The organism is Kribbella sp. NPDC056951 (genome assembly GCF_042674205.1).
Classification (GTDB): Bacteria; Actinomycetota; Actinomycetes; order Propionibacteriales; family Kribbellaceae; genus Kribbella; species Kribbella yunnanensis.
Window position 1 is genome coordinate 1379377 of sequence record NZ_JBHUQZ010000001.1, and the last position, 13958, is coordinate 1393334.

10 protein-coding genes are annotated in these 13958 nt (G+C 63.7%); 7 read left to right on the forward strand and 3 right to left on the reverse strand.

Features of this window, described 5'->3' with window-relative positions:
• Positions 1–61 precede the first annotated feature (61 nt).
• On the reverse strand, positions 62–1594 hold the full coding sequence (locus ACFTSF_RS06455; protein WP_380152808.1) for a PucR family transcriptional regulator: 1533 nt from the start codon (positions 1592–1594) through the stop codon (positions 62–64).
• A 177-nt stretch (positions 1595–1771) separates the two neighbouring features.
• Here ACFTSF_RS06455 and ACFTSF_RS06460 point away from each other — a divergent pair, with 177 nt between their 5' ends.
• The 7 genes from ACFTSF_RS06460 (at position 1772) to ACFTSF_RS06490 (ending at position 10029) form a co-directional block, all read left to right on the forward strand.
• The gene (locus tag ACFTSF_RS06460; protein WP_380152809.1) at positions 1772–2572 is read left to right on the forward strand and encodes a hydroxypyruvate isomerase family protein; all 801 of its coding nucleotides are present in this window, start codon (positions 1772–1774) and stop codon (positions 2570–2572) included.
• 21 nt (positions 2573–2593) lie between these two features.
• Positions 2594–3466 (forward strand): 2-hydroxy-3-oxopropionate reductase, encoded by an 873-nt coding sequence (locus tag ACFTSF_RS06465; RefSeq protein WP_380152810.1) that lies wholly within the window; start codon positions 2594–2596, stop codon positions 3464–3466.
• Positions 3466–5241, forward strand: a complete 1776-nt coding sequence (gene gcl / locus ACFTSF_RS06470; protein WP_380152811.1) for a glyoxylate carboligase — start codon at positions 3466–3468, stop codon at positions 5239–5241. The genes ACFTSF_RS06465 and gcl overlap by 1 nt, the downstream gene beginning before the upstream one ends.
• Entirely contained in the window at positions 5241–6425 is a 1185-nt protein-coding gene (locus tag ACFTSF_RS06475; protein ID WP_380152812.1) for a glycerate kinase, read from the forward strand. The genes gcl and ACFTSF_RS06475 overlap by 1 nt, the downstream gene beginning before the upstream one ends.
• A complete protein-coding gene (gene allB, locus ACFTSF_RS06480; RefSeq protein WP_380152813.1) occupies positions 6422–7759 on the forward strand; it encodes an allantoinase AllB in 1338 nt (445 codons plus the stop codon). Before ACFTSF_RS06475 ends, allB begins: the two co-directional genes overlap by 4 nt.
• Positions 7756–8571, forward strand: coding sequence for a bifunctional allantoicase/(S)-ureidoglycine aminohydrolase (locus ACFTSF_RS06485; RefSeq protein ID WP_380152814.1), 816 nt, complete (start codon positions 7756–7758; stop codon positions 8569–8571). Before allB ends, ACFTSF_RS06485 begins: the two co-directional genes overlap by 4 nt.
• A gap of 573 nt (positions 8572–9144) precedes the next feature.
• Positions 9145–10029 (forward strand): PGN_0703 family putative restriction endonuclease, encoded by an 885-nt coding sequence (locus tag ACFTSF_RS06490; RefSeq protein WP_380153086.1) that lies wholly within the window; start codon positions 9145–9147, stop codon positions 10027–10029.
• A 2-nt stretch (positions 10030–10031) separates the two neighbouring features.
• On the opposite strand, the gene ACFTSF_RS06495 is transcribed toward ACFTSF_RS06490, so the two are convergent.
• Together ACFTSF_RS06495 and ACFTSF_RS06500 are read right to left on the reverse strand one after the other, a co-directional pair.
• Positions 10032–12080 (reverse strand): hypothetical protein, encoded by a 2049-nt coding sequence (locus ACFTSF_RS06495; RefSeq protein WP_380152815.1) that lies wholly within the window; start codon positions 12078–12080, stop codon positions 10032–10034.
• A 2-nt stretch (positions 12081–12082) separates the two neighbouring features.
• On the reverse strand, positions 12083–13954 hold the full coding sequence (locus ACFTSF_RS06500; protein WP_380152816.1) for an AAA family ATPase: 1872 nt from the start codon (positions 13952–13954) through the stop codon (positions 12083–12085).
• Positions 13955–13958 lie beyond the last annotated feature (4 nt).

The following is a 13958-nucleotide window of genomic DNA, read 5'->3' on the forward strand; positions in this document are numbered from 1 at the left end:
CACCCGAGGAACCTCCGAAGATGGACCGGCGACTCACCTCCGGATTTGGAGGATCCACCAATCAGAGTGACTTCAGGGCGAGAAACACGTCAACCCGGTTCTCGAGGGTCGACAGATCGCGCCCGGTCAGTTGCTCAACGCGTTCGATCCGGTACCGAACCGTGTTGACATGCAGGTGCAGAAGGTCCGCCGTACGGGTCCAGGAACCGTCGCAGCCGAGGAAGGCCTGGAGAGTGGTGAGCAGATCGGCGTTGGTACGGCGGTCCTGTTCGAGCACCGGGCCGAGAACGCGCTGGGTGTAGGTACGGCGGACGTCGTCGGGCAGCGTGGAGAGCAGGAGCACGTGCGAGGCGACCTCGTCGGACGTGACGACCGAGACCGGGGCCCGGCTGCCCGCGGCAGCGCGCTGGGCGAACCGGGCCTCCTCGAGCCCGCCCGCGAGCGCGTCGACGGCCGTTTCGCCGCTCACTCCGACCGCGAGCCGGGCTCTGTGCAGGCCGGGCGCGAGCCTTCCGAAGGCGCGTCGCAGCTGCTCCGCGAGGCCGGGGGCGGCCGGCAGGAATCCGACCAGCAGACCGTCCCGCGCAGCTGCGACCACGGCCGGCCCGACGGTCAGCGCAACGTCCTCGAAGAGGCTGAGCGCCACCTCGCTGGGGCCGTCGTCCCGCAGTTCACCGACCGCCACAACCAGCGGCTGACCCGACAACGCGCCCGCCTGCCGCAGCCTGGCGGCGACCTCGGCATGAGGTGCGCCTGACTCGACGAGGGCAAGCGCATCGGCCACCAAGGGCCGCAGCGCGCGCCGGCCTTCGTCCCGTCTGGCCCGATCCAGCGCGCCGATCGCGCACAGTTCGTGCACAGCTTCGACGTGATCGCGCGGCCAGGCGGTGTAGTCGCCGTCGATCACCAGCACCCACGCAGTCAGCCGGTTGCCGAGCCCGGAACCGACCGGAAACAGGCTGTACGACGCCTCGCCCGCTGTTGCTGTTGCCGGAGTCCGATCCGCCGTAAGGAACCGATGGGTGATCGTGTCCAGGACCTCGGCCGGCAGCTCGCCGGGGCCGGGGACTACATGGCGCCCGGTCGGGGTGAGTACCCGGCAGTCGTGCCCGATCTCGGAGGAGATCCGGGCGGCGAGCTCGTCCAGACTGCGGCCGGATGCGATCGACGACAGCAGCTGCCGCTGCCGGATCAGGCTCGCGGACAGGCGGGCTCCGGTCTCCGCCGACCCGGCAGCAGCGACGTACTCCGTGATGTCGGCGAACGCGATCTCGATCGGCACCTCGATCAACGTGACCTCGTGCCGCTGACACGCGTCCAGCAGGTCGGCCGGTACGTCGCCCAGTTGAGCTCGCCCGGCCAGGATCGTGCTGGCGCCGCGGGCGGCCATCGATGCGACAAACAGCTCGCTGTCGAGTGGTCGGCGGCGCCAAACCAGGCCGGTCAGGACGACTTCGCCGCCGTTCAGGTAGCGGCCCGGATCCAGGAGATCGGTCGTCACCAGTCGTCCGACATGCCGGTCCAGTGCGCCACCCGCGGCATGCATCAACCGCAGTCCGAGCTCCGGCGCATCCAGCAACTCCGACAGCAGCACGCCGTACCTCCTGATGTTGTGCCTGTTCAGGCCCCCAGCTCTGCCTTTAGAGGAACGTACAACGCGCACCCGCGTACGTGGGAGGCCGGGTGAGTGCTTGACGCGCCGTTGGTCGCGAACTTATGGTCCTTTCGCAGAACAGAATTCAACTTCCGCAATACGGAAACTGGAGTGACCATGGCCCATCAGCTGCGCCACACGGTGAACTGCTCGCTGCTCTTCACCGAGCTGCCCCTGCTGGAGCGCCCGGCCGCGGCGAAGCAGGCCGGATTCGGAGCGGTCGAGTTCTGGTGGCCGTTCGTCGAAGCGGTGCCGCCGGACCGGCAGGTCGATGCGTTCGTCACCGCGATCACCGACGCCGGGGTGCAGCTGACCGGGCTGAACTTCTTCGCCGGTGACATGCCGGGCGGTGATCGCGGTCTGGTGTCCTGGCCGAAGCGGGCGGGCGAGTTCCGCGACAACGTCGACGTAGTTGTCGGGATCGGTCAGCGGCTCGGGACTGCTGGGTTCAATGCGCTCTACGGCAACCGCCTGGACGACGTTTCAGCTGCCGAGCAGGACGAGCTCGCGATCGAGAACCTCGCTATCGCCGCCCGTGCTGCTGGCCGTGTCGGTGCGACGGTGCTACTCGAGCCGGTCAGTGGGGCAGATCGGTACCCACTTCTCACAGCTGCTGACGCTTTGGCGGTGATCGACCGGGTCGACGTACCGAATCTTGGGCTGCTTGCGGACCTCTATCACCTTGCGGTCAACGGGGACGACGTCGAGCGGGTGATCGCCGACCACACCAACCGGATCGCGCACGTGCAGATCGCAGACGCGCCGGGCCGGGGCGAGCCCGGATCCGGCACCTTGCCGCTCGACCAGCAGCTGACCGCCCTCGAGGCGCACGGCTACACGGGGTGGGTCGGGCTCGAGTACAAGCCGTCCACCAGTACTGACGAATGTTTCGGCTGGCTGCCGTTCGAGCGCCGCTGATCTTCCTAGGAGACAAACGAAATGACGAATATTGCCTTCATCGGTCTCGGGATCATGGGCAACCCGATGGCTGTTCATCTGGCTCAGGCCGGTCACACGGTCGCTGGGCTGGACCGCAGTGTGGAGCGGACCGCGGAGCTGGTTGCGGCGGGCGGTCGCGCTGCCTCGTCGGTCGCCGATGTGGTCAAGGGCGCCGACGTGATCTGCGTGATGGTGCCCGACTCACCGGACGTCCAGGACGTCCTCGAAGACGTCTTTCAGGAGGCCGAGACGGGGACCCTGATCATCGACTTCTCCAGCATCCGTCCCGACGTCACTCAGCAACTCGCCGCACAGGCCCAGGCGCTCGGCTTCCGGTTGCTCGATGCACCGGTCTCCGGCGGCGAGGCGGGCGCGAAGAACGCCGTACTGTCGATCATGGTCGGCGGATCGGCCGAGGACTTTGCGGAGGCTCGGGAGCTGTTCGATGTCGTCGGCAAGACGATTGTGCACGTTGGGCCGAGCGGTTCGGGCCAGACGGTCAAGGCGGCGAACCAGCTGATCGTTGCCGCGAACATCCAAGCGGTCGCGGAGGCTGTCGTCTTCTTGGAGGCGTACGGCGTCGATACCGCCGCGGCTCTTGAGGTTCTGGGTGGTGGGCTCGCTGGTTCGACCGTGCTTCAGCAGAAGAGGGCGAACATGTTGTCACGTTCCTTCGAACCTGGGTTCCGGATCGACTTGCACCACAAGGACATGGGCATCGTGACCGCGGCTGCTCGGGAAGCGGGCGTCGTCGTACCGCTCGGGTCGCTGGTGGCGCAACTGGTCGCGTCGGCGCGGGTCAACGGTGACGGTGGGCTCGACCACTCCGCGCTGCTGCGTGGCGTCGAGCGGCTGTCCGGGAAGGTGTCCTGATGGCTCTCATGCGTGCGGTCGACGCTGCCGTGCTGATCCTGGAGAAAGAAGGATCGACGCAGGCCTTCGGATTGCCGGGCGCCGCGATCAATCCGTTCTACAGCGCGATGCGCGCCCACGGCGGTATCCGGCACGTCCTGGCCCGTCACGTTGAGGCCGCGTCCCACATGGCCGAGGGGTACACCCGGGCGCGGGCCGGCAACATTGGCGTCTGCATCGGTACGTCGGGACCTGCGGGGACCGACATGATCACCGGTCTCTACTCCGCGTCGGCGGACTCGATCCCGATTCTGTGCATCACTGGCCAGGCGCCCGTGGCCAAGCTGCACAAGGAAGACTTCCAGGCCGTCGACATCTCGTCGATCGCTGCGCCAGTCGCCAAGTGGGCAGTCACCGTGATGGAGGCCGCGCAGGTTCCGGGTACCTTCCAGAAGGCCTTCCAGCTGATGCGATCTGGGCGTCCCGGTCCGGTGCTGATCGACCTGCCGATCGACGTTCAGCTGGCTGAGATCTCCTTTGATATCGACGCCTATGAACCCCTGCCGCTCGCCCGCCCCGCCGCTACTCGTCTGCAGGCCGAGAAGGTCCTGACGATGCTGGCCGCCGGGTCGCATCCCCTGATCGTGGCCGGCGGCGGCATCATCAACGCCGACGCCTCCGACCTACTGGTCGAATTCGCCGAGCTGACCGGGATTCCCGTCGTACCGACCCTGATGGGCTGGGGCGCTCTTGCTGATGACCACCCGTTGAGCGCGGGCATGGTGGGGCTGCAGACGTCGCACCGGTACGGTAACGCGACCATGCTCGCGGCGGACGTCGTACTGGGCATCGGCAACCGCTGGGCCAACCGCCACACAGGCGGCCTGGACGTGTACACCGCTGGTCGTCAGTTCATCCATGTAGACATCGAGCCGACGCAGATCGGCCGAGTCTTCGCCCCGTCACTCGGCATCGCCTCGGACGCGCGCTTGGCCCTGGAGGTCTTCATCGAGGTCGCCCGGGAGTGGGCCGCGGACGGTCGCTTACCCGACCGTACGACGTGGGCCGCAGAGTGCCGCGAGCGCCGTACAACCATGCAGCGCCGCACGCACTTCGACGCCGTACCGATCAAACCGCAGCGCGTCTACGAGGAAATGAACCGCGCGTTCGGCCCGGACACGCGTTACGTGTCAACGATCGGCCTGTCTCAAATCCAGGCCGCCCAAATGCTGCACGTCTACCGCCCCCGCCACTGGATCAACGCCGGCCAAGCCGGCCCCCTCGGCTGGACCCTCCCGGCCGCGCTCGGGGTCGCTGTCGCGGACCCATCGGCCACAGTGGTCGCGCTCTCCGGCGACTACGACTTCCAGTTCCTCATCGAGGAGTTGGCGGTCGGGGCGCAGTTCAACATCCCGTACATCCATATCGTCGTGAACAACTCTTATCTAGGGTTGATTCGACAGGCTCAACGTGGATTCAACATGGACTACTGTGTTCAACTCTCGTTCGAGAACATCAACAGTCCAGAGGTTCAGGGCTACGGTGTCGACCATCTCAAGGTGGCCGAAGGCCTGGGCTGCAAGGCCTTGCGGGTCGTCGAACCCGACGACATTCTCCCTGCTTTGGAGCAGGCGAAGAAGCTGATGGTCGAACACCAGGTCCCGATCGTCGTCGAGGTCATCCTGGAACGCGTCACCAACGTCTCCATGGGCCTCGAGATCGACAACATCATCGAGTTCGAGGACCTGGCCGTCGACCCGTCGGACGCGCCGACCGCCCTCGCCTTGCTCGACTGATGGTGCGGGTAGTCATCGCCTCCGACAAGTTCAAGGGCAGCCTGACAAGCGCTCAAGTGGCCGCTGCGGTCGGAGCCGGGGTACGGCGAGTCCACCCCGGCGCGACCGTGGTCGCCGTACCGGTGGCTGACGGCGGCGACGGCACCCTGGCCGCAGCCGTCGCGGCCGGCTACACCCTGGTCCCAGTAGTCGCCTCCGGCCCCACCGGCTTGCCAGTCCACTCCGGCTACGCCCGCCGCGGCAGCGCCGCAGTCATCGAGCTAGCAGACGTCTGCGGCCTAGTCCGCCTACCCGACGGCTTCGCCCCACTAACCGCCTCCTCCTTCGGCTGCGGCGAACTAATAGCCGCAGCCCTCGGCGCCGGCTGCACCCGAGTCATCCTCGGCATAGGCGGCAGCGCCTCCACCGACGGCGGAATCGGCATGCTCCAAGCCCTCTCGACTCCCGCCTCCGCCGCCGCACAGCCCTCCGCCTTCGCCAGCGGACCGCCCTCCGCCTTCGCCAGCGCACAGCCCTCCGCCACCGCACAGCCCTCCGCCATCTCACCTGGTTGGGCGCTCGACCTCGCCGCGCTGCGGGCCCGCCTTGACGGCGTACAGGTGATGGTGGCGTGCGACGTGGACAACCCGCTCACCGGACTACGGGGCGCGGCAGCCGTCTACGGCCCGCAGAAGGGCGCGTCCCCAGCAGAGGTGGCCATCCTGGACGCCAGACTCACCGACTGGGCCGGCCACGTCGCCGCAGCCACGTATCGCGACCTCCGCGACGAGCCGGGCGCGGGAGCGGCCGGCGGCGTCGGCTTCGCCGCGCTGGCCCTACTGAACGCCGAACTGCGCCCAGGCATCGACCTCATGCTGGAGCTGGTCGGATTCCGCAACCAGCTCACCGGTGCAGACCTGGTCATCACCGGTGAAGGCGCCCTCGACGAACAGACCCTGCACGGCAAGGCGGTCGCCGGCGTCGCGGCAGCCTCCGACGTACCGGTCGTAGCGGTCTGCGGCGTCAACAAACTGCGCCCCGACCAACTGACCACGATCGGCGTACAAGCGGCGTACGCATTGACCGATCTTGAGCCGAATGTTGCGCGTTGCATCGCGGAACCGATTCCGCTGCTGGAGAAACTTGCCGAGCGGATCGCAACCGAGCACCTTACGATGGCGAAAACCGGGGAGGGCAGCGCGTGACTGGATTGGATCTGGTGATCCGGGCTCGGCGAGTGGTGCGGGCCACGGGCGAGCAGGCGGGTTCGATCGGGATCAGCGACGGCCGGATCGTTGCCATCGCGCCGTACGACGCGGAGCTGGTGGCTGCGGCGGAGGTTCGGCTCGCGGATGACGAGGTGCTGTTACCCGGGCTCGTCGATTCACATGTTCACGTGAACGATCCGGGCCGGACGGCGTGGGAGGGGTTCACCTCCGCGACCCGAGCCGCGGCCGCCGGTGGTGTCACCACGATCATCGACATGCCGCTGAACAGCCTTCCGCCGACCTGCGACGTACCGGCGTTGACGTTGAAGCGGGAGACCGCAGCACCACAGGCGTTCGTCGACATCGGCTTCTGGGGTGGCGCGATCCCGGGCAATCTGGCGGAGCTTAAGCCGCTGCACGAGGCCGGTGTCTTCGGGTTCAAGTGCTTCCTGCTGCACTCCGGGGTTGACGAGTTTCCGCCGCTCGACTCGGCTCAGCTGGAACAGGCGATGGTCGAGCTCAGTTCGTTCGACGGTCTGCTGATCGTGCATGCGGAAGATGCCCACAGCATCGACCACGCCCCGCCGCCGCGCGGCGCGTCGTACCGGGACTTCCTGGGCTCACGCCCGCGCGCTGCCGAGAACCAAGCCGTTGCCCAGGTCATCGATCTCGCCAAGCGGACCGGCTGCCGCGTCCACATCCTGCACGTCTCCAGCGCTGAGGTCCTGCCGCTGATCGCGGCCGCGAAGGCCGACGGCGTCCGGATCACCGCGGAGACCTGCCCGCACTACCTGACCTTCGCCGCCGAGGAGATCCCCGACGGCGCCACGCAGTACAAGTGCTGCCCGCCGATCCGCGAGGCGTCGAACCGCGACCAACTGTGGGCCGGCCTGCGCGCCGGCACGATCGACCTCGTCGTCTCCGACCACTCGCCGTCGACGATCGACCTCAAGCACCTCGACACCGGCGACTTCGGTACGGCGTGGGGCGGCATCGCATCCCTCCAAGTCGGCCTCCCGGCAGTCTGGACCGAGGCCCGCCGCCGCGGATTCACCCTCGCCGACGTCGTCGGCTGGATGTCGACCGCACCCGCCGTCCAGACCGGTCTGACCGCGAAGGGCCGGATCGAGGTCGGCGCCGACGCGGACCTCTGCGTCCTCGCACCCGACCAGACCTTCGTCGTCCACGCTGACGAACTCCACCACAAGAACGCCATCACGCCGTACGACGGCCGCACCCTGTACGGCGTCGTCCGCGGCACCTGGCTTCGCGGCGTACCGATCGATTCCGATCCGTCCGGCCGCCTGCTGACCCGAGGAGAACCCCGATGAACTACTACGCCCCCAAGGGCGGCCTGCCCGGCCAGACCGACCTCACCACGGACCGGGCAGTCTTCACCGAGGCCTACGCGGTCCTACCTCGCGGCACCATGCGCGACATCGTCACCAGCCGCCTCCCGTTCTGGGACGACACCCGCCTCTGGGTCATCGCCCGCCCACTCTCCGGCTTCGCCGAGACCTTCTCGCAGTACATCGTCGAAGTAGCCCCCGGCGGCGGCAGCACCAAACCCGACACCGACCCCGCCGCCGAAGCCGTCATCTTCGTTGTCGACGGCAATATTGTTTTGACCGTCTCCGGTGTCGAACATGCGTTGTCGCCAGGCGGCTACGCCTACCTACCGCCGGGTGGCAACTGGACGGTCCGCAACACGACCGACGCCACCTGCACCTTCCACCTGATCCGCAAGGCCTACGAGCAGATCGAAGGCATCGACGTACCAACTCCCTTTGTCACCAACGAGACCGACGTCGAAGGCATCCCCATGCCTGGCACCGACGGCGCCTGGCAAACCCAACGCTTCGTAGACCCCGACGACGTCCGCCACGACATGCACGTCAACATCGTCACCTTCCAACCCGGCGGCGCCATCCCGTTCCCCGAAACCCACGTCATGGAACACGGCCTCTACATCCTAGAAGGCAAAGCCGTCTACTTACTCAACAAGGACTGGGTAGAAGTCCAAGCCGGCGACTTCCTCTGGCTCCGCTCCTTCTGCCCCCAAGCCTGCTACGCCGGCGGCCCCACCCCCTTCCGCTACCTCCTCTACAAAGACGTAAACCGCCACCCCAACCTCACCCTTTAAGGGAAAGACCTTCCCCGCGTGCTACGCAGTCACTCCTTCGTCGCGCCAGCTACGCGCGCACCCGCCCATTAGCACCCTCCGGGCTACCGCCCGGTCTTGCGGGCTACCGCCCGCGCCAACCACCCGTGGCCGGCGCCATCCGGCAAGTGCCGCATCACAGCAACTGAGTATGTGACGGCTGCTGGTCGACTCCTGGGTCGGTAACCCGCCGTACCTCGACATCCCTGGGTATGGCCTCCGTGTCGGCCCTTCATCGAACGAACCGATCTCGTGGGCGACAGACTTGCTCATGGATCCTCGAATCAGGCCCATCGAGGCGGAGTCCGGCGAGCCATCGAAGTGGTCGCTGCTATCTGTCCTCGCGGAGGACGTCTCGTCGATTAAGGACGGCAATGAGGGTTTCCCCATACCCGTCCGCTTCTGACCCCGATGTTGACCGTACGATCGTCTGCCATGACGCCACTCGTTGCGGAGCATGGTCTAGCGCTCGAACGCATCGGTCCTCAGATACCCGGTGAGTCGGGCCTCATGAGCCGAGTACGATTTCATCAATCGTGGTATCGATCTGAAGTGATGCAACTTCCGTACTTCGGACGTGCTGCTGGCTCGGGAGGGCGACTGCTCGGCAGTGTCTTGACAGATAGCGACGCCGCTCTCGGTCTGAACTTCACCTCACGAGCGGCTCACGATCTATATCTGCGTCGTCGAAAAGTTGGTTGGGGAGTCGATCCGGTGCGATGCACTAAATATATGACTTCGAGCCAAGCGCTGACGTTGAATCTCTTCGGTCCGCTCGCCGATTCTCCAGCGTGGTGCCGAAACTTGCTCAATAAGCTACTCGGGCGCGACGACCTTCGTCGGGTTCTGGCGACTGATATTGAATTCGCCCCACGTCGCAGAAGTGAATACCTCGGCGATATGACTCGCGTTGACGTACTCATGCACATCGAGACCGATCGAGGTACTGAGGCGATCGTTGTAGAAGTGAAATATGCGGATCGATTCAATAGCCGCTTCGTTGACCTGAGACGAAATTCGTCTTATCGGAACCTGGCCGATACTACGCAGCTTTGGGCGAAACCGGATGTAATTCTCGCAAGCAGGCAGGTGAATCAGTTGGCGCGAGTACATGCTTTAGCTGCCTCAATACTGGGGCCAACTCACAGTCGGACGCTGCCACCTACGCTTATAGTAATCCATCACCCCGACGATGCTCGCGCTCATCACTATGTCGATGCCTACCGGGGACTCGTCACTAGCCCTGATACTGTCGCATCGGTCGATATGCGGGCTCTCTTCGATGCGATGCAAGGGACAGCTATCGCATCCCCGGACCAGTCGATCGTTGAAGAAATGGCGACGAGGTATATCGGGCATGCGTACAGCGATGCGGCGTGGAACGCCTACAGGTCAAGACCATGTGACGCTCAACTTCAGTCTCATGAGCCTGCGCATTAACCTCAGTCCGGTGGCATAGGCCAACCTATCGCCACCGGATCCAGCGCATCTATTATCCGAGCGAGCAGTTGCCCTTGGCCGACTATCAGCGTCCAAGCCGCGCGCCAATTGTTATCTGCTACCAGGTCGCGGTGTGCTGCTGGTATGCGGTAGCTGCGATTCATGGTTTCTAGGTCGCTCAGCAATAGTCGAACGACCGCCAGGTCTATCCGTCTATTGTTCATGAATCTGCGGAGTGCATCATGCAGCGGTTCGTGCCCATTTCCTAAGGACTTCCGCACCGAGTAGATCGCTTGTCCGAGCGTCTTGCATCCGTTACCTAGTTGAGGATCATGGGCTACCGCAGGCGTGATGAGAAGGTCGTGCATTGCAGATTCGACGCTGGCGGCGATGCCGATTACGGGACCGGAGAAGTCTGCGCCGGAGTCCAATGAGAACCCGACATGTTCGGATGTTGCGAGCATGGTTTGAACCCCGGATGGGATACGTTGCCAGCGGCCGTCGCCGAGCAGGGCCTGAACTCGTCGCCGGGAGGCGTCGAGTATTGTTACTGGGAGCGTTGTGCTGAGAGCGTGGAGCTCAGTGATCCGTGCACGTGCCCGCGCCTCCACAGCCAATTCCGGATCAGTCGCCTCGGACGATGGAAGTCCCTTGTCCAGACGGGGAATTTCCAGAAGTCCAAGCAGCATAGTGGCAATTGGAATCATCGCTCTCCGGCTAGGCTCCTGAGCCGCCGGATTGAGAGCGACGGCGTAAAGCATGCCGTCTGCGTCTTGCCGTCGATAGACATGACTAGGCAAGCTGTGATGGCTGGTTGTGTGGTAAAGAATTGCTCCATACGGGGACGATGTTAGTCCGTAATTGTCTAGATATCCAATAACTTTGTACAGTTCTTCGGTTGGGCTCCCGCTGCGCTGGCGAAGTTTTGGATCGAGGATTGCTAATCGAACTTGGCCGTCGGTCCGCCGTGTTGCCTTTACTACGATATCGGGCACACCTCCCAGCGGTCGCGCCTTAGCATCTGCCTGCACCCACCGGGGCGCGTGCTCCGCCGCTATGAGGGGTACGGATCGCTGGTAGTACATCTCGAGCGTTCCTGCTGGACGGTCCCATACGAAGGCCACCCCGCCTCGGCGCCAGCGTAGATTCAACGCGGGCACATCGACTGCTAGCTGACGAGATACTTCAATCGCCAGTGTGCGCAAACACCAGAGTTCGAACAACTTGGTGTCGAACCGGTCACCATAGAAGGACCAATCGAGTTCGCCCGGCTGAGCGGCAGGGTGCCCGTCAAGACAACGCACTATCCACGTTAGAAGGTCAATATAGGGCGAGGCGTTGGCAACCTCTCGCCGACGTAGGCGGCGGCGAACTTCGTCGATCAGCTGTCGCTCGCCGGCCCGCCGATTAATCTCGGATGCGCCGGGAAGGCAACTCGCAAGAGCGGGAAGGCGCAGTGCTTCATTCAAGGCGCGGGCCTGCACTCGGTACGCGGCGCGCTCGGGGCTGTCTGCAAGGGCGACACTGTCAGCCATGGCCGCCGTTAATTCGCGCAGCACCCACATAGTCGAGTATGCAGCGAGCATGTTCTCGGGCGTCTGCTCGCCTCGTCGCACTTCAAGTGTTGGATACGTAGGAACCTCACCAAGTGAGACTCCGTGGGTGCTGTAGCGGTTGATATCAAGCGCGCCAGTCAGGGCACCTATGCTCTCGCCGCTCGTCAGCGTGTACCGAAATGTTGGCCTACTGAGCAATCTGTCCAAAATCGCCTGCAGCCTGTCGGCTGCGGCCAGGGCGACCCGCAGTCGTATCCCGGCTAGGAGTTGACTCTGGGCAGGATCCAGCGTATCAGCCTTGCCGATTGCCGCCCGCACCTCCAGTGGTTGGCTGCCTGAACTGAAGTAGAGGCCAAGCAATGGCAGAGTCGAACCAATTGCAGCAACACGCCCCTCGGTGCTCAATGCACCGCCGAGGGCCGCGGACTCGTCCGCGGCCTCGCTGTCGGTCTCGATCTCAAACCACTCAGCTGCAGATGAGTCAGGCCCCGTCATGACTACGCACGCGAATGGGGGTCGATGAGATGGTCCAGCGCTACAGCTGACCGAACTAGCTTGGCGGCGTTCAGGACCTGTCGATACTGGCCGTACTGGAGATCGTCGATGCTGCTCATCTGCGGTACCAGCCGGTCCGCCACTGCCAGATCGAGAGCATCGAGTGGTGTCGTGTCGGAGTTGGTCGACGTATACAGCAAGACGATTCGGAGTATGTCGACCACTTGGGCTGTCCCGACTGGCCAGCCAGTGCCTGATTGAGGTCGACGCAGACTGTCGACCAGGGCCTGAAGCTGAAGTAGTACAGGTTGATGTGTTTGGGTCGCGCCGCTGAGCTCTTCCATCGTTAGCGATGACCCGTAGGTCCTGTCCAGCCAGCTATGAGCGCCAGCGAAGGCGTTAAGTACTTCGAGTGTGACAGGTACATCGTTGCTTCCGCCCGTTTGCGGTACCCCGACCGTCACAAACTGAAAACGGCGGGTGAGGCCCTGTGAAATTCGGTTCACAAAGGATGTATCGAGATCGTTCATGGCTGCGACGATTCGGAAACGGGCAGGTGCCCACAACTGGCGCGCTGAGGCAGACGACTCGAACCAGAGGTCTATTGGCGCATCCCTTAAATCTGTGGGGTCACATGATGAGAGGACGGTATACAGTGAGCCGATCGCTTTGTCGATGTCAGCACGGTTGAATTCATCGATGAATAACCATGCTGCTTGTGGTGAGTTTGAGAGGCCGTTCGGTCCGACTACGGGGACTCCAAATTGCTCGATCCCATTTGACGCTTGATTTGCAGAGGTGCGAACGATCTCGGCACACGCCAATAGGGCTTCAGTCACCTTTCCGTGCACTGCGGACAGGCCTCCATCCGCGTTAGGGCGGAGTCCACCGACCACATGAAATGGGGACCAATCACTTGTAGCCGTGCATTCAAAGAGCTTTGCATTGAATGCACGAGTCAACGCCCGAGCGAGCGTGGTCTTGCCGGTTCCTGGCGGACCTTGCAGAACAAGATGTCCGACGAGCAGTGCGGTGACGCATCTCCTAACGAGTTGTTCGGCTTCAGGCAAGACGACATGTCGCGCGGCCAGATCGGCAAGCACTATTTCCGTGATCGTCTTGGAGTCGCTCTCAAGGAGCGTGTATTCGCAAACTTCTCGAGTCCATGTGAGATCGACCCCGATACCAGGTCCCGCGTCGGGCAGGGCGCCAAGGTTATCGCCGGATGGAGTTCGCGGAGTCACGACTGTATTATTAGCGATATTGTAGACATCGAGGATCGTTTCGTCCGAAACAGGTTCAGGGGACCAGGGGTTTTCTACTGCTGATAATCCGGCAGGAATCTCATCCGTATAGAAAGTGTTTAGATCGGTCCCTGCAGTCGGGAACTCATTGTCAAACCATGTGGTGAGGCTGTCTAGGTCTTCGAACCGTTCATGGCGGCCAAGCCATGTCGCCAAGGCTGCCTTGCTCACCAGTGGCTGGGCCTCGCGCAACCTGTGGCCCGCGCCATCCTGGATCGAGAACTTTGTCCGCTTCTTGTTGCCGTCTTGTCCAAAGTCGTCGGTCAAGATCGATCGGCCGAGAATGTCCTGCGTCCGAAGCCTTTGGAGAGTTGAGCCGGGGTAGTCATGGTTGACCAAGCTAGGTGGGTCCTGCCATATCGCGAGGTACGGCTTCTTGTCGTCCTTCACCTGGAATGATTTGAGAACGCGTCGTTCTTGTGCGGATCCAAATAGCTGCAGTTCAGTGGGTTGTGTCTCGGAATCCTTCGCTGTACCAAGCAAAGCTGGAATACTGATGATTGACAAAGGATGCCGGCCTGCCAGTTCGGTGGCCGCGGCACGGAGTAGGTCAAGGCTCGGATATGGCACCCAT

Excerpts from the sequence above, each read along its gene's own strand:
- ACFTSF_RS06485 (WP_380152814.1), top strand. The coding sequence starts at position 7,756 with ATGAACTACTACGCCCCCAAGGGCGGCCTGCCCGGCCAGACCGACCTC.
- ACFTSF_RS06460 (WP_380152809.1), top strand. The coding sequence starts at position 1,772 with ATGGCCCATCAGCTGCGCCACACGGTGAACTGCTCGCTGCTCTTCACC.
- ACFTSF_RS06475 (WP_380152812.1), top strand. The coding sequence starts at position 5,241 with ATGGTGCGGGTAGTCATCGCCTCCGACAAGTTCAAGGGCAGCCTGACA.
- gcl (WP_380152811.1), top strand. The coding sequence starts at position 3,466 with ATGGCTCTCATGCGTGCGGTCGACGCTGCCGTGCTGATCCTGGAGAAA.
- ACFTSF_RS06495 (WP_380152815.1), bottom strand. The coding sequence starts at position 12,080 with ATGACGGGGCCTGACTCATCTGCAGCTGAGTGGTTTGAGATCGAGACC.
- ACFTSF_RS06465 (WP_380152810.1), top strand. The coding sequence starts at position 2,594 with ATGACGAATATTGCCTTCATCGGTCTCGGGATCATGGGCAACCCGATG.
- ACFTSF_RS06490 (WP_380153086.1), top strand. The coding sequence starts at position 9,145 with ATGCAACTTCCGTACTTCGGACGTGCTGCTGGCTCGGGAGGGCGACTG.